16 protein-coding genes are annotated in these 19,538 nt (G+C 61.6%); 2 read left to right on the top strand and 14 right to left on the bottom strand.

Features of this window, described 5'->3' with window-relative positions; genetic code table 11:
• Positions 1-20: 20 nt before the first annotated feature.
• Genes HKK52_RS08450 through HKK52_RS08390 form a run of 13 tightly spaced genes read right to left on the bottom strand, consistent with a single transcriptional unit; the run spans position 21 to position 15,266 of the window.
• Complete coding sequence (locus HKK52_RS08450) at positions 21-1,940, bottom strand: hypothetical protein (protein ID WP_169370433.1); 1,920 nt, start codon at positions 1,938-1,940, stop codon at positions 21-23.
• Entirely contained in the window at positions 1,937-3,241 is a 1,305-nt protein-coding gene (locus tag HKK52_RS08445; protein ID WP_169370432.1) for a lipopolysaccharide biosynthesis protein, read from the bottom strand. The genes HKK52_RS08450 and HKK52_RS08445 overlap by 4 nt, the downstream gene beginning before the upstream one ends.
• On the bottom strand, positions 3,238-4,239 hold the full coding sequence (locus tag HKK52_RS08440; RefSeq protein ID WP_169370431.1) for a polysaccharide deacetylase family protein: 1,002 nt from the start codon (positions 4,237-4,239) through the stop codon (positions 3,238-3,240). Before HKK52_RS08440 ends, HKK52_RS08445 begins: the two co-directional genes overlap by 4 nt.
• A 12-nt stretch (positions 4,240-4,251) precedes the next feature.
• Entirely contained in the window at positions 4,252-5,388 is a 1,137-nt protein-coding gene (locus HKK52_RS08435; RefSeq protein WP_169370430.1) for a glycosyltransferase, read from the bottom strand.
• Entirely contained in the window at positions 5,381-6,346 is a 966-nt protein-coding gene (locus HKK52_RS08430) for a glycosyltransferase (protein WP_169370429.1), read from the bottom strand. Before HKK52_RS08430 ends, HKK52_RS08435 begins: the two co-directional genes overlap by 8 nt.
• Positions 6,343-7,710 carry an O-antigen ligase family protein gene (locus tag HKK52_RS08425; protein WP_169370428.1) on the bottom strand — a complete coding sequence of 456 codons (1,368 nt, stop codon included), beginning with the start codon at positions 7,708-7,710 and terminating at the stop codon, positions 6,343-6,345. The genes HKK52_RS08430 and HKK52_RS08425 overlap by 4 nt, the downstream gene beginning before the upstream one ends.
• Positions 7,707-8,801 (bottom strand): glycosyltransferase family 4 protein, encoded by a 1,095-nt coding sequence (locus tag HKK52_RS08420; RefSeq protein ID WP_169370427.1) that lies wholly within the window; start codon positions 8,799-8,801, stop codon positions 7,707-7,709. Before HKK52_RS08420 ends, HKK52_RS08425 begins: the two co-directional genes overlap by 4 nt.
• On the bottom strand, positions 8,798-10,390 hold the full coding sequence (locus HKK52_RS08415) for a GumC family protein (RefSeq protein WP_169370426.1): 1,593 nt from the start codon (positions 10,388-10,390) through the stop codon (positions 8,798-8,800). Before HKK52_RS08415 ends, HKK52_RS08420 begins: the two co-directional genes overlap by 4 nt.
• Before the next feature lie 17 nt (positions 10,391-10,407).
• The gene (locus tag HKK52_RS08410; RefSeq protein WP_169370425.1) at positions 10,408-11,433 is read right to left on the bottom strand and encodes a polysaccharide biosynthesis/export family protein; all 1,026 of its coding nucleotides are present in this window, start codon (positions 11,431-11,433) and stop codon (positions 10,408-10,410) included.
• 22 nt (positions 11,434-11,455) lie between these two features.
• Positions 11,456-12,103: a CpsD/CapB family tyrosine-protein kinase gene (locus HKK52_RS08405; protein WP_169370424.1), complete on the bottom strand. Its 648-nt coding sequence runs from the start codon at positions 12,101-12,103 to the stop codon at positions 11,456-11,458.
• A complete protein-coding gene (locus HKK52_RS08400) occupies positions 12,104-12,850 on the bottom strand; it encodes a sugar transferase (protein ID WP_169370423.1) in 747 nt (248 codons plus the stop codon).
• A 20-nt stretch (positions 12,851-12,870) separates the two neighbouring features.
• Positions 12,871-13,917 (bottom strand): NAD-dependent epimerase, encoded by a 1,047-nt coding sequence (locus HKK52_RS08395; RefSeq protein WP_169370422.1) that lies wholly within the window; start codon positions 13,915-13,917, stop codon positions 12,871-12,873.
• Positions 13,914-15,266, bottom strand: coding sequence for a UDP-glucose dehydrogenase family protein (locus HKK52_RS08390; RefSeq protein ID WP_169370421.1), 1,353 nt, complete (start codon positions 15,264-15,266; stop codon positions 13,914-13,916). Before HKK52_RS08390 ends, HKK52_RS08395 begins: the two co-directional genes overlap by 4 nt.
• Positions 15,267-15,655: 389 nt before the next feature.
• Here HKK52_RS08390 and HKK52_RS08385 point away from each other — a divergent pair, with 389 nt between their 5' ends.
• Positions 15,656-17,353 (top strand): sulfatase-like hydrolase/transferase, encoded by a 1,698-nt coding sequence (locus HKK52_RS08385; protein ID WP_169370420.1) that lies wholly within the window; start codon positions 15,656-15,658, stop codon positions 17,351-17,353.
• A gap of 126 nt (positions 17,354-17,479) precedes the next feature.
• Here the strand turns inward: HKK52_RS08385 and HKK52_RS08380 are convergent, their stop codons facing one another.
• Positions 17,480-18,505 (bottom strand): AraC family transcriptional regulator ligand-binding domain-containing protein, encoded by a 1,026-nt coding sequence (locus HKK52_RS08380; protein ID WP_169370419.1) that lies wholly within the window; start codon positions 18,503-18,505, stop codon positions 17,480-17,482.
• A gap of 71 nt (positions 18,506-18,576) precedes the next feature.
• Between HKK52_RS08380 and HKK52_RS08375 the strand changes: the two genes are divergently transcribed.
• Entirely contained in the window at positions 18,577-19,491 is a 915-nt protein-coding gene (locus HKK52_RS08375) for a LysR family transcriptional regulator (RefSeq protein WP_169370418.1), read from the top strand.
• Positions 19,492-19,538: the final 47 nt, after the last annotated feature.

The raw sequence follows: 19,538 nt of genomic DNA, 5'->3' as shown, positions 1-19,538 counted from the left end.
GCCATGCATTCGAAGGGCGGTCATGAGGCGATCCAGCTCAGGGCGAACAGGGTTTGTCCTGGCAGGTCGAAGCTGACGCGACCGTCCTGGCAGTGAAACGGTGCGTCGCGGCTGCGGTTGTCGGCACCGAAGTAGCGCAAGGAACCTTTGGCCAACGGGCAGTTCGCCCCGGTCAGGTCCACCCGTTGCAAGCGCGTGCCTTTGTTGACTCCCAGCAGGCTGCGTTGCAGCTCGGTGGCCGTGGCCAGCGCGTCAACCTCGAAGGCGTCGTTCTCCAGGCGCATCACATTCTGCAGCCAATGCTCCTGGATGAACTGTTGGGCCAGGCCCACCGGCTTCATCTCGAAATGATTGTCATCGAGGACTTTGAGCATGCCTTTGGGGTAGTTCGGCTCATCGGCGGCCTGGAACCAGTTGAGCATCTCCAGCAAGCCGTCCTGGGCCGAATTGATCGCCACCGAGGCCCACCACAACGAAGCGAAATGGGTGTCCTGATCGTAGGGGCTCAGGCTTGAGCCGCTGGACATATTGGTCTGGTCCAGCAGCAACGCCTTGCGTGGTCGGCCGTTGGCGTCCAGCCCCACCAGGTCAGCGGCGCGGCGCACGCTGTCGCGGTAGACCCGGGTCGCCAGCAGGTCGCGAATCATCCATTCGTGCCAGGCCAGGGCGTCGATCTGCTCGCCGGATTCCGCCAGCAGGCGCCGGGCCCAGTCGATGCCGCGCTTGTCCGCCGCGTTGTCGGCGAACGGGCCGTTGACCAGTCGGGAACTGGCAGGCATGGCGATACGAATGCCGGCCTTGGCGTTGGCCGGATTGCTGCGCACCTGCCGGGCCATGCTGTTGAAGATGCTCTGGTAGCTGGCGTAATCGGGGTAGTTGAGGTTCGGCTCGTCGGCGAAACCGATGTAGTGGGTGCCCTTGCCGCCGAGGGCGCGGGTGCTGGCGAGCCAGGCGTCGAGGCCGCTGTTGCTCATGGTGTCGGCTCGCAGATCGGCCTGGCGTTGGCTGCCGGCGAGCAAAGTGATGTCCTGGGTAATGCCGAAACGGTCCTGATACAGCTGACGGAACGCGTCTTCGTAATGCGGCTTGCGCTGGGTGATGTCGACGAAACTGTAGTAACTGGCGGCCCGCGCATTCAGCGCATCGAGCAGCGCAAAACTGGAAGGCGGCGGCATCACATAGGGCAGGGCGATGCCCAGGTTCGGAGTCGGCCCCAGCACGTCTTTGTGCAGCGTCAAGCGAGTCTGGCCGTCGTCTTCACGCAACGGTTTGAGTTGCTGCGGATTTTGCGCAAACAGGTTGGCGGTGCCGTCGAGCCAGAACGCCACTTTGCCGCTGCCGCGCAGGCGCAGGCGCCAGACTTGTTCGCTGGCGCTCACCGGCAGTGCGACTTGATCGAACTGCCAATAGGCGCGATAGGGTTTGAGCGCCAGCAGCAGTTGTTGGTTGTCACCTACGCGCTGGGCTTGCAGGGCACCGACGCCACCGTGGAACTTGCCGGCCAGCACCGCGTGTTCCCCCGGCGCGACCTTGAAATACAACTCGTCGCCGTCACGGGATTCGGCACTGAAATGCACCTTGGCCGGGGCGAACAAGGCCACCGTGCGCTCGTCGTGCTCGACCTTGTAGCGGCGGAAACTGTAGCCCGGAATCTCCAGCTGATAACTGGCCGCGCCCGGCGCCAATGGCCAGCTCTGGGTGCCGCGGGACTCACTGGCGGCGATCAGGCGTTCACCTGAAAGCTTGCCTTGGCCGTCGAGCAGATAAAGGTGTTCTTCGTTGGCGTCCGCCTGCCAGGCCGGCGTCCAGCGCACGGTCACCGTGTCGGGGCGATCCGCTTGCAGGTACAGGCTGCCGTCACGAATGTCCGACCAACGCATCGGCGCCGCTTGAGCGCCGAGCGCAAGGCTCAGTCCCAACAGCAGCGCCAGGCGTTTCATGCCGACTTCCGTTGCAGCATCAGCAGCATCGGCGCGACGTCGCTGGGCAGGATGATCAGGGTTTGCCAGACCGGCACGCCACTCAAGCGGCAATACATCACCAGCAGCGCAATGGTCACCGCCAGATAGGCAATGGACGAAGCGGCGGCGGCGCCGACAATGCCGTACGCCGGAATCAATACCAGGTTCAGGGCCAGGTTGAGCAGCGCGCCGATGCCCATCAGCAGCGACACCGTGCCGGGGCGATTTTTGCCCAGCAAGTCCAGGCGCAGAATGCTGGCATAGCACAGCCCCAACAGTCCCGGCAGCAGGGCGAGCAACGCCGGGTACGCGGGTTGGTAGGCGATACCGAACAGCGTGATGATCAGCCATTCACCGATCACCGCCATGGTCAGGCAGGCGCCGAGCATTACCGTGGCGGTCAGGCGCAGGGCCAGCGGGGTGACTTTGTCCATGCCTTCGTCTTGTTGCAGCAGGCGTTTCATCAGCGGCGTGGTCACCGCTTCCGGGACGATCAGCAGCAACTCGGCGGCAGCGCTGGCCATCGCGTAATGACCCAGCGCAGTGCTGCCGAGCAGGGCGCCGATGAACAGGTAGTCGGAACGCAGGATCACTTGCTGGAACAGCAGGTCGGGATGGCTGCGGGCGCTGTAGCGCAGCAGTTCATTTTGACCGGCGCGGTCCCATTGCAGGGTCAGCGGTTGATTGCGCTTGAGCCAGACCCAACCGGCGAGCACCACCAGGCTGATGCCGGCCAGCCAACTGATCAGCGCTGCTTCAAGGGCCGCGGTTTTCCACATCCAGAACAGCGCGAGGAACAGCAGCAACGGCGCCAGGGATTCCACCAGGCGCAAAGCGTTGAACGCCACCACGCCGCCAGACGCGTTGTGCAAGGTCAGCAAACCACTTTTCAGCACCGTCAGCGGCACCGCCAGCAACAACAGCCAGGCGAGCAAACCGAGTTGCGTGGTGATGTCCAGTTCGCTGCCGAATTCCCGGGTCAACGCCACCACCAGCAAGGTCAACAACAGCGCCAACAGACAGCCGAACACCAACACTTGGCTCAGCAGCAACCCCATCGGTCGTTGCTTGGCCGCTTGATAACCCACTGCCGAATTCAAGCCACCGCTGGTGGCGGCGCTGATCAGGTCGGGCAGGGTGCTGAGCAGCGCGAACAAACCGCGTTCGCTGGGCCCCAGAATCCGCGCCAGCAACACGTTGCGCAGCAAACGCAGGCCGATCATCGCCAGTTTGGTGCCCATGCTCAGGGCCAGGTGCTTGAGGTAATGGCTGCGACTCATGGCCGTGCTCCGCGGTAGATGCGCCACGACAGCAACTCCGGATTGCGCGCCGTGCGCTGGCTGACGCCGAAGCGCGGCAAGGCCAGGGGATCGTTGGCGCCGCGATAGATGCCGGTGCCGGTGCCGAGGGCGAACGGGAAGTCGTGCTCGGCCACCTGTTGCCGCACCCGTGCATCGTGGTCGCCGTTGGGGTAGCAGTAGACCGGCAGCGGCCGGTTGCAACCGTTCAACAACGCATCGCGGCTGCGGCTCAGTTCTTCGTCCAGACGTTGATCGTCGAGGCCGGTGAGGATCGCGTGACTGGCGCCGTGGGGGCCGAAACGCACCAGCCCGGAGGCTTCCAGCGCCCGCACTTGCTGCCAGTCCAGGGCCTGGGGCAGCGACTCTTCGGGGCACTCGTCGGTCAGCCGGCTCAAATCGTCCGGCGCCAGGGTTTTCAGGCTTTGCAGGTAGTGCAGCAGCGTCAGGCTGCGGCGCTGCACATCGAGGTCATCCATCAGCACCGGCAACGGGCGGCCGACCTGTTGCAGGCATTCGATCAAGTGATGCCGATCCCTTTCGCCATGACTGCCCCACAGGGTTTCACCGAGGCTTTCCCACCAGAAACGCTGGCGGCTGCCGATGAAATCGGTGGAAAGAAAAATGCTCGCCGGCACCTGGTACTTTTGCAGCAGCGGAAAGGCATTCACCGCGTTGTCGCGCCAGCCGTCATCAAAGGTCAACGCGACCCTGGGCCGCTCCGAGCGCAGGGTGCCAGGGTGCAGGATGTCCATCAGTGGCACGCAGTCGAAGTGCTTTTTCAGCCAGACCAGCAAGTGTTCGAACGCTTTGGGTCCGACGCACAGTTCATTGCGATGGGGCAGGTCGGCGGCGCGGTCGTTGGCCAGCACCCGGTGCAGCATCAGGATCACCCCGGCGCCGTGCAGTTGACTGCGCCCCACCGGGGAGTTGAGGTACAGCCAGCCACTGGTGCGTTTTAATAATTGTTTGATCGCCATGGCACGCGCCTCTCATCGATTTTGCTCGGGGTTCCACTGGCTGTACCGCTGGCCACGCAGGAACTGCCACAGACCGATACTCATCCCGGCAAGGGTCACCAGGAGAAACGCGGCGAGGCGAAAGGGTTTGGGCAAACGGTGTTGCGAATCCAGCAGACCGGCGATGGCCACCGCGTAACCGAGCAACTGCGCCACCAGGCACATTTGGTAGAAACCGTGGTCGTCCCACAGCCAGAAATTGCTCAGGAATAACGGCACTAACAGGATCGGTGCCAGACGCCGGATCAGCTTGTGACTGATCAGCGCAATCGAATACAAACCATACTTCAGCGGATTGAGCAGCTCACTGCGCTGGGCCAGGCTTTGCAGGCCACCGACGGTGACGCGCTGGCGACGACGGAACTGTTTGTTCGCTTCATCGACGCCCTGGTCGATCACCTGCGCCTCGGGCACATAGACGATGCGTTTGAACGCCACCGGCGCGCAGGTGCTGATAAAGAAATCATCGTTGACCTCCGTCGGCACGTTCTCGAACAACTCGCGGCGCAGGGCGAGCAACGCGCCATCGGCGGAAACCATGCAACCGGTGCGGTTTTCCGCCCAACGCAGCCAGCCTTCGTAGTGACGATAGAGGCTGTCGCCGACACTCAGGCCGCCACCGGTCACCGGGATCACCATGTGCCCGGCACAGGCCCCGACCTTCGGATCGGACAGCGGCGCGAGCAAGTGGCCGAGGGTGTCGCGGGACCATTGGTTGTCGGCGTCGGTGAACACCAGAATGTCGCCGCTGCTCAAGGCCACGCCGGCGTTCAGGGTTGCGGCCTTGCCCTGGCGGGGCAGGTCGAGCACGGTGATGCGCGGGTCGATGACCTTGTGCGCGCAGGCCACGGTGTCATCGGTGGAGCCGTCGCTGACCAGAATGATTTCCAGGGTTGCCGGCTGGTAATCCTGGGCGAGCAAGGTGCGCAGCTTGTGCTCGATATGCCGCGCCTCGTTGTGCGCGGCGATCACAATGCTGACGTTCAGCGGCGCCGCCGGAACGTGATGCCGCGCTGCAAACAACGGCGCCAGCAGCGTCAGCAGCAGCGGGTAACCGACGTAGGCGTAGAACGGCAACAGCAGGCATAACCAGAAAATGAATTCAGCCACGGGCGGGCCTCCTGGCATTCCAATGACACAGACTGAGAATGAACGCGGCGCCGGCCAGGTGCAGACGCACCCAATGCAGGCCCCACAGTTGCAGGGTCAACAGCACTTCGCGGTGTTTCATGCTCTGGCGCAGGCTGAGGATCAGCGCTGGCATCGCGGTGATCATCACCATGATTGCCGCGTGGTGCGGGAAACCGTCCAGCAACGCGGAGATCGCCAGGAAATCCAGCAACCAGACCACCAGCGACAGCATCGGAAACCGCAGCAGGCGCAGGCTGTAGCCGTGGGTGCGGAGCAGTTGCAAATGACTGCCCTGGCGCCACATCTCCTTGCCCATCCATTCGCGCCAACTGGCTTCATAACCCCAATGCAGGGCCACGCTTTGATTGACCGCCAGCAAGCGCGCGCCGACCTCCCTCAGGCGCATGGTCAGGTCCTTGTCTTCGCCGGTGCGCAGGGACTCGTCGAAGCCGCCGATCTGGTCGAACCACGTGCGGCGCATGATCAAATTGGAGGTGGGCAGCCATTGCACCGGGTGGGGCTGGCTGAGGGGGCGCAGCGTGCGGCGCTGCCAGGCATCGGCGTACCACGGCGCTTGCGCCGGGGTGTGCAGGTCCAGGCCGAACACATCGGCGTGGGCGCCAGACTCGAGATCGAACAGCAGGCTCAGCCAGTTTTCCGGCATTTCGACGTCGGCATCGATAAAGGCCAGCCATTCCCCGGTAGCCAGAGCCGCTCCCCGATTGCGCAGAGCCCCGATCAGCAGACCGGGCAGCACCAGCACCTGCGCGCCGAACTGCCGGGCAACCTGCGGGCCGTGATCCTCGGAGCCGTTATCGACCACGATCAACTCACATTCCACGTCCGCCGCATCCGCCGCCTTTTGCGCACAGAGCAAGGTCCGGCCGATGTGCCGGGCTTCGTTGAACATGGGGATGACAATACTGATTCGTTTCATGCCTTGGCCTCCGTCAGTGGCGCTTGTTCTGCCTTCAGGCGTAGCACGCTGGTCAGCGCAAGCATGATCCACACGTACTTTTGGTTGGGGGCGCTGAGGAACATCAGGAACAGCGTCAGCGACAGGAAACTCATGCCCAGGTGGGTCATGAAGTCAGCCTCGGTCCAGTTGCGGCGCAGCATCCAGGCACGGCGGGCGCGAATCAGGTTGTACAGGCCGAGGGCGAGCATGCCGACGAACAACAAGCCGGCGGGAATCCCCAGTTCGCTGAAGATTTCCAGGTAGGTGTTGTGAGCCCGGCGGTACAGGTCGCCGACTTTACGGTTGGCCGAGAACGCCTTGGCGTAACCGGTGGTGGCGTAATGCAACGGGAAGGTTCCGGGGCCGGTGCCGAGCAGCGGGTTCTCGCGGATCATCTGGCCGCCGACCACGATGTACGAGGCGCGACGACCAAGGGATTCGTCCTGGCTCTTGGCGCCCGCGCTCAAAATGCTCAAGGACTGAATACGCGCGATATAACCCGGCGGCATCGCGTAGAGCGCCAGCGGAATCGCGATCGCCAGGCCGAGCATGGCAAACCCCAGGTGCCGTGGACGGATGCGTGACAGTTCAGTGCGGTAGTGCCAGGCACCGATCATCAGGCTGAGGAACAGCACCACCAGCCCGGAACGGGATTCGGTCTTGGTCATGCCGCCCAACAGCGCCAGGCAGCACAGGCCCCAGAACAACCGGTGCAACAGGTTCGGGCTGCGGATCACCAGCAACAGGGCCAGGGGCACGGCGAAGGCAATCAGCATGGCAAAGGCGTTCGCGTCTTCCAGCAGGCCGGCGGCGCGGCCCTGGTCTTGATACTTGACGGATAACATCGTTAATACGCAGGTCACCGTGACGCTGAGGGTCGCCAGTTTGGCGAACAGGTCCAGGTTCAGCTCGCGACCGACCAGCAGCGTGATCACAAACAGAATCAGGCCGACGCTCAGTTCCCGCAGGTGACCCATCGATACACCCAGGTCATCGGTATTGAGCGTGCTCAGCAGGTACAACACCATGAACCAGATCAGGAAGCGCCAGATGTTGCTGCGCAGGCGTTCGGACGGAATCTGATGCAGGGCCAGTTGCAACATCAGGATCACGGCCAGCGAGGCGCCGATGAATTTGGTCCCCGACAGGGCGCTGTCCTTGAAGAAACCCTCGAAGGGTACCAGCGCGACGATACCCAGCAAGCCCCAGCCGGGCTTGCGATAGAGCACCGAGAAACCCACCAGGCCAAGCACCGCGCCGGGTGCCAGGTAGGGATAAGGGCTGGCCAGCAAACCGAGGCAGACCAGGCCGAGCAAACTGATGATCGAGAGCGGAAAGATCACGCGCGTGCCTCCCGTGCGGTACGGATATAAAGCTGCGACCAGCGTTCGGCGAGGGCCTTGAGGTCGTAGCGATCCAGTTGTGTACGTTTTGCGTTGTGGCTCAATTCGCCGGCCAGAACCGGTTCCGCCAGCAAGGTGCCGATCTGCCGGGCGAGGGCGGCGCTGTCGGCCGGCGTGGCGAGCAAGCCGTTGTGCCGGTCTTCCAGCACATCGGGAATGCCGCCGACGCCGAATGCTGCCACCGGCACACCGGCCTGCATCGCTTCGAGCAAAATCATCGGCGTGCCTTCGGTGCGCGAGCTGATCACCAGCGCATCGAGTCGGCGCCACCACACCTTCATGTCGGTCTGGTACCCCGGCAGGGTGATGCGGTCCTGCAAACCCGCATCACTGATCCGCGCCAGCAGGGTTTCCCGTTCCGGGCCGTCGCCGAGCATCACGGCGTCCAGTCGAGGGTGTTGCTGACACAGTGGAATCAGCGCATCGAGAAACAGGTCCGGGCCTTTTTCACTGCTCAGCCGCCCGACGTAACCGGCCAGCCAGCGCTGGCGATTGACGCGGTGCGGCAGCAGGCCTTTGGCCGCCGGCAAGCCATTGGGAATCACCTGCAATTTTTCCGACCGGACACTGGCCTGGCGGCACAACGCGGCGATGCTTTCGGCGACGCAGACCACTCGATTCACCGAGGCGGTGCGGCACAGTTGCAGGCTCAGCCAGGTGTAGAACTTCTGCTTGCGGCTGCGCGGCGTGAAGCCGTGCTGGGTAATGACCAGCGGTAAACGCAACAGCGTCGCGCCGACCCAGCCGAACAACAGGCCTTTGAAATTGTGCGTATTGATCAGCGGCTGTTCGGCCCGGCGCTGACGCAAATGCGTCAGCAATGCCCCCAGCCCCGAGCAGCCCTGGCCATCCACCCCGGCCTCGCGAAACCGTTCGATCAGCTCTGGCGGCGCATCGAGAAACAGCACTTGGTGCTGCCCCGGCGTCGCCAGGCAATGATCCAGCAGCATCCGCTCAGCCCCATAGAAGCCGCCGCTGCTGAGCAAATGAATGATCGGCAGGGCGCTGGAAGGCGTGAGCGGCGCGTTCAATTGCGCACCCAATGCACGAAGCTCGGCACGGTCCAGTTCTTGTGCGGATTGTTCGGCAGCATGTTCTGATCGTTGATCACCAGCAGCACGGGCAGGCCCAGTTCGTGGGTGATTTGCGCAGGATGCTTGAAGCGGTGATCGAAGAACTCACGCACGTAGACCAGGGCAATCGCCAGCAACAGACCGGTGAACAAGCCGAACGGTATGATCAGGAACGGCTTGGGAAACGCCGGGGCCGTCGGTTCATACGGTGGGCTGAGCACCCGGGCGTTGGACAGGTCGTTGTCCAGCGAACGGGCCGTGCTGCTTTCGGCAAAGCGTTGGGCGTAGGTACCGAACGCCGCGTGCAGGGCGTTGATCTCGGTGTCCAACTGCCGCAGCTTGCTCTGGGTTTCCTGCAACTGGTGGATGCGGTTCTTGAAGTCGGCGATGCGCGCGGTTTTCTGGTCGATCACCGAGCCGACAATCGCCAGGTCATTGGTGCGCTCCTGAATCCGGTTGCTCACCACTTTGAGGAACTGCTGGCGGGTGCGGGCGATTTGCTCGCGGGTCAGCAACATCGGTTCACTGCCTGGCTGGAAGATCGCCAGGTCGTTCATGTAGCGGCTGACTTGCGTGGTCAGCGCCTCACCCATTTGTTTGATCTCGCGATCTTCAAAGGCGACGTTGTCCACCGTGGTGGTGAAGGTGTAGGGGAAGGTGTAGTCGTTGAGTTTGGAATTGCTCGCGGCGGCCAGGCTGGTTTTCAGGTATTCGAGCCAGCGTTGGCTTTGCAGGCGGCGGTCCTGGTACAGGTTGAGTGCTTGCTCCTCGGTGTTGATGGCGTTGAGGCGGAAAGTGATTTCTTCCTTGGGATCGGACGAACCTATGGCTTCGAGCAACGACAGCCGTTTGCCTTCCAGGCCATCGAGACGCACCTCGTATTGCTGCTTCTTGGTTTCATAGAAGCTTTGCGGCAGTTCGATCGATTGCAGTTCCTGGCGGCTGACCAGGTAGTTCTGCAGCAACGTCGCGACAAACTTGGTGCCCTGTTGCGGGTCGCCAAAGCTGTAGATGATGGAGATCACGTTGGAGCCCGGCAGCGTTTCGATCTTGAGCTTGTCGATGGCCTCCTGGGTCAGCGAGTCCAGCACCGTGTCGCGCACGGGATCGGTCTCCATGCCCAGCGCGGATTTCACCGGGTTGATCACGTATTCGCGCAGCGGCGTGGTGACATAGAGCTTCAGCGGCTCGGACACCATTTTGTTGAACATGCCGGGAGCGGGGGTGTACTCACCCTTGTCCCGCAGTTCGCTGATGGTCTGACGAATCAGCGCCGGCGAACGCAGGATATTGCTCTCGGTTTCCATGTCCGCCAGTGACGGCGGGATGAAACTCGCATTCTCCTGATTCAGGGACGTGGTCGCGTCACCCTGGGAAAGTTTTTTCGACTGGACGATGACTTGCGCGGTGATGTCGAAGCTCTGCTTGAGCACCAATGGCAAGGTCAGCGCGATGACTGCAAAGACCAGGAATACTCGTTTCACCAGCTGCTTGTTGGCGAAGAAGATCCTGAAGAACTCGTGCAGGTAGTTTTCCTTTGGATTCATGTCAGGTCACCCGAGAGTTAGTTGCTGTCGCTGTCTTTGTTGTCGACGCGGTAGCCAAAGCTGAACCCCACGCCCTGGAACAACACCACGTCCGCCAATTGCCGCGCGAGCTCACCGGCGCTGGCCAGTTTGGTCTTGGGCACGTAAAGCATGTCGTCCGGTTGCAGGTAGGCAATCTGCGACGCATCGCCGGACAAGGCTTTTTCCACGTCGTAGCGCCGGGCCTGCACCTGGTTTCCGTTGCGGCGCATGATCACCACCGAATCGAGCCGCGCCTTGACGTTGGTGCCTCGGGCGAGGGTCAACGCTTCGAGCACTGAGACCGGCCGGCGAATCGGGTAGGAACCCGGCTGGCCGACTTCACCCAACACATAGATTTCGTTGCCCGCGGTGGACTTGAGCAAGACGTCGACGGTCATCCGCCCCGGGAGGTTGGCGTAGCGTTTGTTGAGGAAGGTTTCCAGTTGATTGACGGTCATGCCTTGCAGCGGCACGGCGCCGATTTCCGGGAAACTCGCGTAACCGTCGGTGCCCACGGTGATCTCCCGGCTCATGCCGGTAGCGGGGTGGTTCAGGGCACTTTTGAGGTTCGACTCGTTGCTCAGCGGGCTGATGATTTGCACGGACAACTGATTGCGGTTGGGCTGGAACAGTTGTTTGCGCTGGTAGGCGCGCTGGATCTCGGTACGCGCTTCTTCACTGGTCAGCCCGGCGATTTTCACCGACGTGTTGGCTCCCGGCAGTTCTATGCTGCCATCCGGCAGCACCAGTTGATTGCCATTGAGCTGGCTGGCAGCGGTGAAGTTCAGGCCGATCTGGTCACCGGGCTGCACGCGATAAGCGTCCGAGCCACTGGTGCTGATGTGGAAGATCACGTCCAGCACATCCTGGGGCCGCAAGGTCTGCTCGACCTTGGGCATGTCGGTTGCCTGGGCATTGGCCGGTGAGGCCGTGAGGATATTCACCGGCATGTTCTGCGTGTCGGAATTGCTGGAGCAACCTGCAAGCGGCAGCAACAGCAGGAGAAGCATTTTGGCGTTCATGGCGTCATCCTTTTCTGGTTGCTTACAGGTTTTTGTAGAGCCATTTGGGCATGTAGTACTTGCGTCGGTTGAACACGCTGCCGACCAGTTTCGCCCCGGCCTGGGTCAGGCGCTGGACCGCGGCCTGGGCCACTTCCCAGCGGGTGTCTTCAGAGCGCACGACCATGATCACGCCGTCCACCTGAGTACTGATGACCAGGGTGTCGGCGGCCGAATACACCGCGTCGCCGTCGATCACCACAAAGCGGTAGCGGCTGCCGAGCTGGTCGAGCAACGGGCTCAGGCGTTCGGCGGTCAGGTGTTCGTTGCCGCGCAGGTGCCGGCCGTTGGGCAGCACATCGAACGGCAGGCTGGAGACCTGCAGCAGGCAATCCTGCAGCAGCGGCGGGGTGCCGGTGCTGAATAGCAGGTCGCGAAAACCGCGCTCTTTTTGCAGGTTGAGCTGGGCCGTGAGGTTGGTCGCCGACTGGCTGGCGTCGACCAGCAGCACTTGGCCGCTGCTCATCTGTGCCAGTTGGCTGGCCAGCACCAGGGCGCTGGTGGTGGTGCCTGCGCCGGGGTTGGCGGCGGTCAGGAATAGGATCCGCAGATCTTGATCGAGCACGGTCGAAGTCAGATTGGACTCGCTCGGGTTGGCGATGCTTAGGGCTTTAGTCGATGAACCGTCCATTTAACTTGCTCCGTGGCCGCTGAATACTTTGAAGGGGGTTTTCAACAGGATCTTCAGATCAAGCAAGAGGCTCTGCTCGGCGATATAGCTGAGGTCCAACTCAACGCGCTGGTCGAAGTCGATATTGCTGCGTCCGGAGATCTGCCACAGGCCGGTCATGCCGGGGTAGATGCTCAGGCGTGCAAGGTGGTTATCCTTGTAGCGGTAGGCGTTGAACGAGGTTGGTCGCGGTCCGACCAAACGCATGTCGCCGGTAAACACATTGATCAGGTTGGGCAGCTCGTCGAGGCTGCTGCGCCGCAGGAACCCACCGATGCGGGTGATGCGCGGGTCCTTGTCGATCTTGAAATCGATAGCGTCGGCACCGTGTTTGTTCAGGTGGCGCAGGGACTCTTTAAGCTCCTCGGCATTGGCCACCATGGTGCGAAACTTGTACATGCCGAACACGCGACCGCGGTAACCGGTGCGTTTTTGCACGAACATGATCGGGCCAGGGCTGCTGAACTTGATCGCCAGGGCCAGGCCCAGCAACAGCGGCGAAATCAGGATCAGGATCAACAAGGCACCGAAGCACGCCACGATTCGGTTGGTGCGGGACAAGGTCCAGGGCCGACCACCGTCGCGACCGGTAATCCAGCCGCGACCCTGCATGTGGATCGCGGTGTCGAGGCGCATTCGGTGCTCGGGGTCCAGGCGCTTGTCACGGCGCAAACTTTGGAGTGGCACACCTTTTTCATGTCCAGTCATAGACTCCTCCGCTGTAGCTCTCAGCCCTGTTGCTCAGCCGCAGGCGGCGTATGGGCGTGCAATGGGTAGTATTCGCGGAACCAGGCGACGAACCGGCGAAGGCCCTCGTCGAGTTCGATGCGCGGTTGAAAACCGGTGTCCCGTTCCAGTTCGTGGACATCGGCACAGGTGTTGAGCACATCGCCCGGTTGCAGCGGCAACAGCTCGACATTGGCTTTGCGGCCCAGGTGCTTTTCCATCAGGGCCAGGTAATCCTTGAGTTCCACCGGGCGTTCGCCGCCGATGTTGTAGATCCGCCACGGCGCCATGCTGCTGGCCGCGTCCGGTTGTTCGCGGTTCCAGTCCGGCGTGCTGCTCGGTGGCCGATCGACCAGGCGAGCGATGCTTTCGACGATGTCGTCGATGTAGGTGAAGTCGCGTTGATGCTGGCCGTAATTGAACAGCTTCAACGGGCTGCCCTCGGCAATCGCCTGGGCGAAACGGATCGGCGACATGTCTGGCCGACCCCAAGGCCCGTAGACCGTGAAGAAGCGCAGCCCGGTGCTGGGAATGCCGAACAGGTGGCTGTAACTGTGGGCCATCAGCTCATTGGCTTTCTTGGTGGCCGCGTACAGCGACAGCGGGTGATTGACGCCGTCATGGGTCGAGTAGGGTGTGTGCTGGTTGGCGCCGTACACCGAACTGGACGAGGCGTAGATCAAGTGCTTCACCGGATGGTGGCGGCAGCTTTCAAGGATGTTCAGGAAACCGCTGAGGTTGCTGTCCAGATACGCCTTGGGGTTATCCAGCGAGTAACGCACCCCGGCCTGGGCGGCGAGGTGAAGCACCACCTCCGGTTGTTCGCTCGCAAACAAGGCTTCGATGGCCGGGGCGTCGGCCAGGTCAATCTGCGCGAGGGGAAAACTGCCGACTTGCTCCTGCACCCAGCGCACGCGATCGTGCTTGAGTTGCGGGTCGTAATAGTCGTTGAAGTTATCCAGCCCGCAGACCCGATGCCCGTCGCGCAACAACCGCAACACACAATGGGCACCAATGAATCCCGCTGCTCCCGTCACCAGAATATTCATGGGCGCAGCACCTCTGGAGCGATGTGCCGCAGGCCGATGCCGCTGTAGTGCAAACCGGCGGCGGCGACGTGTTCCGGGTTGTAGAGGTTGCGCCCGTCGACGATGACCTTGGCGCGCAACTTGCTCGCCAGCAGATCGAAATCCACCACCCGGAAATTCTTCCACTCGGTGCAGATCACCAACGCATCGGCGTCTTCCAGGGTGTCGTCGCGGGTGGCGCACAGGTGCAGGTCATTGCGGTAGCCGTAGATGCGCCGGCATTCGGACATGGCTTCCGGGTCATAGGCCTGCACACTCGCGCCTTCGGCCCACAGCGCATCCATCAGGTAACGGCTGGGTGCTTCGCGCATGTCATCGGTGTTGGGCTTGAACGCCAGGCCCCAGACGGCGATGGACTTGCCGGCCAGGCCTTGGGGAAATTGCGCTTTCAGTTTGCTGAACAGAATGTGCCGCTGGGTATCGTTGACGTCGGTGACGCTGCGCAGCAGACGCAATGGCATGCCATTGTGTTCGGCGGTGTGCAGCAGGGCGCGCAGGTCCTTGGGGAAGCACGAGCCGCCGAAGCCGCAACCGGGGTAGATAAAGTGATAACCGATGCGCGGGTCCGAGCCGATGCCCTTGCGCACCGCTTCGATGTCGGCGCCCAGCAGTTCGGTGAGGTTGGCCAGCTCGTTCATGAAACTGATGCGGGTGGCGAGCATCGCGTTGGCCGCGTACTTGGTCAGCTCGGCGCTGCGGTTGTCCATGAACATGAGCTTTTCATGGTTGCGGCAGAACGGTGCGTAGAGTTCGCTCAACTGGTCACGGGCGATGTCGTCGTTGGTGCCGACGATGATCCGGTCCGGGCGCATGCAGTCGGCGAGGGCACTGCCTTCCTTGAGAAACTCGGGGTTGGACACGACCCGTACGATCAGCGCGTCTTTGCCCCGGCGTCGCAGTTCGTCGCTGGCGGCTTCGGCAACCTTGTCCGCAGTACCGACCGGCACAGTCGACTTGATGATCAGGGTACGATCGGCTTCCATGAAACTGGCGATCTGCCGGGCCACGTTCAGCACATGGCTGAGGTCGGCGGAACCGTCTTCATCGGCCGGCGTACCGACCGCGATAAAGATCAATTCGGCATGTTCGACCGCATCGCTGGCCTGGGTCGTGAACAGCAAACGGCCAGCCTTGATGTTTTCTTCCAGGGTGCCGGAAAGTCCCGGTTCACTGATCGGTGGAACTGCCTGTTGCAACTGTTTGATCTTGTTCGGATCGATATCGACACACAGCACGCGATGTCCGACATCGGCCAATGCAGCTGCTTGAATCAGGCCAACGTAGCCCGTACCAAATACGCTCACGTCCATATTGGCGTGCCTCGTAAGACGGTGGAAAGATCAGGAATTAGACTGTCAAAAGGGGTATAGCCCAGCCTTGGCAAATCGTGTCAGCAAAATGACATGTTGCTCTTCTAGAACACCCCCGTTTTTGGGGGCGAATGGCCATCAAGTGCTTGCTGTGTCTGGATTTGCCGCGGTTTTGACGGGTTTTTCACATTTAGAAGAAAACGATAAACGGTCGAAAGGCTTGAAATACAAGGGCTGTAGCGCTTTGAGTGTGTCAGATTTGAGTCAACAATTTTTTGACGCTTTTAGGAAAAACCCGGCATTTCTTGCGGTTTGATGGCTCGGTGCTAGTGTCAAAAAATGGCTGACAAACTATTGGCAAAACACCCTCGCCGAGTTGCGTAAATACTATGATTCGATATTTGAAAGAACTGCTGTTAGTTCTCTACTTAATCAAGAATTACGATTATTACCTGGAGCGCCTGAGCGCCATGGGTATCGGTTTTCCGGTGCTGCTGTTTAGCGCGATGTTTATCGCGCTGACGGCAGCGCTGTTCATGACCGCGTACATCCGCCAGACGCTCATCAGGCATTTATTCGCTATAACGCTGTTTATATCCGCAGTGTTCTTTGACGTTTATACCCGGGTGACCGCCGATTACCTGACTTACAGCAGTTTTGTGTCGTTGGTGTATTCCGGCGGTTTCATCCAGGAAGCGGCGTACCAGTACCGTGATCCGCTGATCAGCGGCTTGCTCAGTGGCCTGTTGCTGCTGTTCGGCATCGGCCTCAAGCCCCGTCGGCGGATGCCGCTGCCGGGGGCTTTGCTGGTGGCGGCGCCGGTGTTGGGGGTGTTGCTGCTCAGTGCGGTGCTGTTTGTGCGGGCCGGCGAGGGCGCCCGGGGCCTGCCGATCATGTACACGCCGCTGGCCTACCTGAATCTGTTCACCTATGAAGCCCTGCACAACACCGTCGGCCCGCGGGAACCGGTGAAACTGGCGCGTAACGATCAACCGGTGGGCCACGACATCGTGCTGATCATCGACGAGAGCATTTCCGGCAACTACCTGGACATCAACGCGCCGTTCGGCGTGCACAGCAACCTCAAGGAAGCGCGCCCCGGCGTCGACATCTTCAATTATGGCTACGCCGCCTCCATCGCCAATTGCAGCGCCGACACCAACATTACCCTGCGCTACGGCGGCACCCGCGCCGACTACATGCGCATCAACACCACGCTGCCGTCGATCTGGCAGTACGCGAAAAAGGCCGGGCTGCGCACCGTCTACATCGACGCCCAACGCACCGGCGGTAACCTGCAGAACCTGATGAACGACGCCGAGAAAAAAGACATCGACGAGTTCGTGCAATTCGACCAGACCAGCGTGCGCGACCGCGACATGGCGGCGGCGACGAAATTGATCGAATTGCTCAACGACGATAAACCGCAGTTGGTAGTGATCAACAAGGTCGGCGCGCATTTCCCGGTGCATGACAAATACCCGGATGCCTTCATGGCCTACCGCCCGACTTTGCCCCGTGGGCAGTTCGTCGAAGTGGCGGACACCGGCAAGCGCGATGGTTTCAACGGCCAGCCGGATGATTGGCTGCTGTACCGCAACGCCTACAAGAACACGTTGCTGTGGAATGTCGGGGAGTTTTTCTCACGGCTGTTTGCCCAGGCGGATTTGAGCCATGCCACGCTGATCTACACCTCGGACCATGGCCAGGATCTGCATGAGCGCGGCAATCCCGGGCTCAATACCCACTGCGGCGGCGACCCGGTGGAGGAGGAAGGACTGGTGCCGTTGGTGGTGATTCAGGGCAGCGGGTTGAAGACGCTGGACTGGTCGGCGCAACTGCCCGGCAACAAGGATCGGTCGAGTCACTACAACATCTTCCCGACGCTGTTGCAGTTGATGGGGTACGACCTGGCGGGGGTGGAAGCGGTGTATGGCAAACCGCTGAGCGTGGCGACGGCGGATGAGTTCACCTTCAACTATCGGTTCAATGCGCGGCTGGGGGCGAAGCCGGAGTGGAAGCATATTGATTTGAAGACGATTGTGACGCCGGCGCAGGCGGCAACGAGCGTAGCGGCGGGGCAGTGACACCGTAAAAAGATCGCAGCCTTCGGCAGCTCCTAAAGGGGATCGAGTACACCAACCATGCCCGGTGGATACACGCAATCCCCTGTAGGAGCGGCCAAAGGCTGCGATCTTTTGATCTTCGTTTTTCTAATTCACCCACCGCGCCCGATACACCCCCGGCGCACACCCCAACCAGCGCAAACACGCGCGGTTGAAACTCTGCACATCGCCGTAACCCAATCGATCCGAAATCTCCACCAGCTCCAGAGCCCCAGCCTGCAGCAAGTCTTCAGCTTGGCAGCGCCGATACTCATCCAGCAACTCGGAAAAACTCCAGCCCAACGCCTTCAAGCGCCGCGCCGCCGTGCGTTCCAGCATGTGGTGATCAGCGCAAAACTGTTGCCAGTTGGCACCCGCGAGGTCGGCGATCAGATGGTCGCTGACCTGCTCCAGCAATGTCGGTTCGCTGTTGAGTCGGGTTTGTTCCAGCAAGTCCACCAGGGTTTGCTCCAGCTCATGATTGCCCGGTGTCAGCGCGGTCACGAACAACTGCGGATCGAGGCGGAGCGAAGGGTGCGGCTGGCGCCAGTGCACCGGTGCGCGAAAGGCTTGTTCGTGATCCTGAGGATTGGCCGGTGTCGGCCACGCCAGATTGACGCCCAGTATCGGATCGCGCTCCAGGCCACTGGCGAGGAATTTTCGGCGCAGCATGCTGCACAGGCCGATGAGGATGTAATCGGTGGTCGGCGCGCTGGCCTTCAGGCTGCCGCAGTCGAGCAGGCGCAGCTCGACACCGTCCTCGTCGCGTACGATCTGCGCCTGGTAGTGCCCGTTGAAAAACGGAAAGAAGCGGACGAAATACGCGCAAGCGCTTTCCAGGGTCGCGGCCACATCGAACAGGTAGGTCAGGCCATTGGTCGCGGTCGAGACAAAACGCCGTCCCGCCGCGAGCCCGATCAATGGGTCGGCGCTTTGCTCCAGCGCCAACGCCCAGAATCGTCGCGACAGAAACAGCGGGATGCGCATGAACGGCGTGCGCAACTCGAACAAGCTGCGGTGAAACACACGTTCAATGGTTTCCCGTGCGACGCCTCGGGCCAGCAGTTCTTCGATGGCTGGCAGCAAGGTCGGGGCGTAGAACGCATTCGGCAATGGCTGATCGCTTTTTGTCATGTAGGGCTCACAGCGTGTTCCTGGACACTGGTTAGGCTGCCCGACGTTAAGCGATTTGCCGGAGCAAGACCATGCTTGATTTACGCCAGCTCGACCTCAACCTGCTGCTTGCCTTCGACGCGATATACCAGCAACGCAGCGTGACCCGCGCCGCCGAGGTGATGTGCCTGTCGCAACCGGCGATGAGCAATGCGCTGCGCCGGCTGCGGGATTTGTGCGGCGATCCGTTGTTCATCAAAAGCCGTCTCGGCGTGACGCCAACGCTGGTCGCCCATCGCCTGGCCGACTACGTGCGCGCGGCGCTGGAATCGTTGCGCGACGGTTTGCGGATGATCCCGGCCGCGCGCCAAAGCAATCCGCTGCTGCGCATCAGTTGCCTGGATTGCCTGCAACCGGTGCTGCTCGATGCGCTGCTCGAAGCGCCCCAGGCCGACTGGCAGGTGCGCTACTTCCAGCCACGGCGGCGGGACGCCTTGCAAGAATTGGCGAGCGGCAAACTGGACATCCTGATCGACCTCGACCAACCCCTGGCCGGGCTCGCCGGTCTGCACAAGCAAGTGTTGCCGGCGGACCATTACGTGTTTGCCTATGGCGCGGCGCTCAAGGAACCGCCGCGCACGCTGCAAGCCTATCTGGAACAGCCGCAGATTCAGATTTCCAGCCGTCGCGACGGGCTCAGCCCGGTGGATCTGCACTTGGGGTTGAAAGGCTTGCGTCGCACCCTGGCGGTGAATACCCAAAGCACCCTGGCCGCCAAATTGATCGCCGACCGCCAGCCTTTCGGCATGAGCCTGCCGAGCCGGGTCGCCAGTGTGCTGGGGTTGCAGCAGGTGCCGTTGCCGCTGGATGAACCGGTGGAACTGAAACTGGCGCTGTACATCGAGGCCCGTTATCGCTTTGAGCGCAGTCGGGAAGAGGCGATGCATTGTTTGTTGCGGGCGTTGGGTGAGCCGCGGGCATTGCTGTCGCTGGCGCGGCGTGCCTGACACAGAGCGATGGCTGCTTGATCATTTGGCAGTCGATTTTCGGTTGA

The organism is Pseudomonas sp. ADAK2, from assembly GCF_012935755.1.
In the GTDB taxonomy this organism is placed as follows: Bacteria; Pseudomonadota; Gammaproteobacteria; order Pseudomonadales; family Pseudomonadaceae; genus Aquipseudomonas.
The sequence above is the reverse complement of the archived record's forward strand: the minus strand, read 5'-3'. Positions and strand labels throughout refer to the sequence as shown.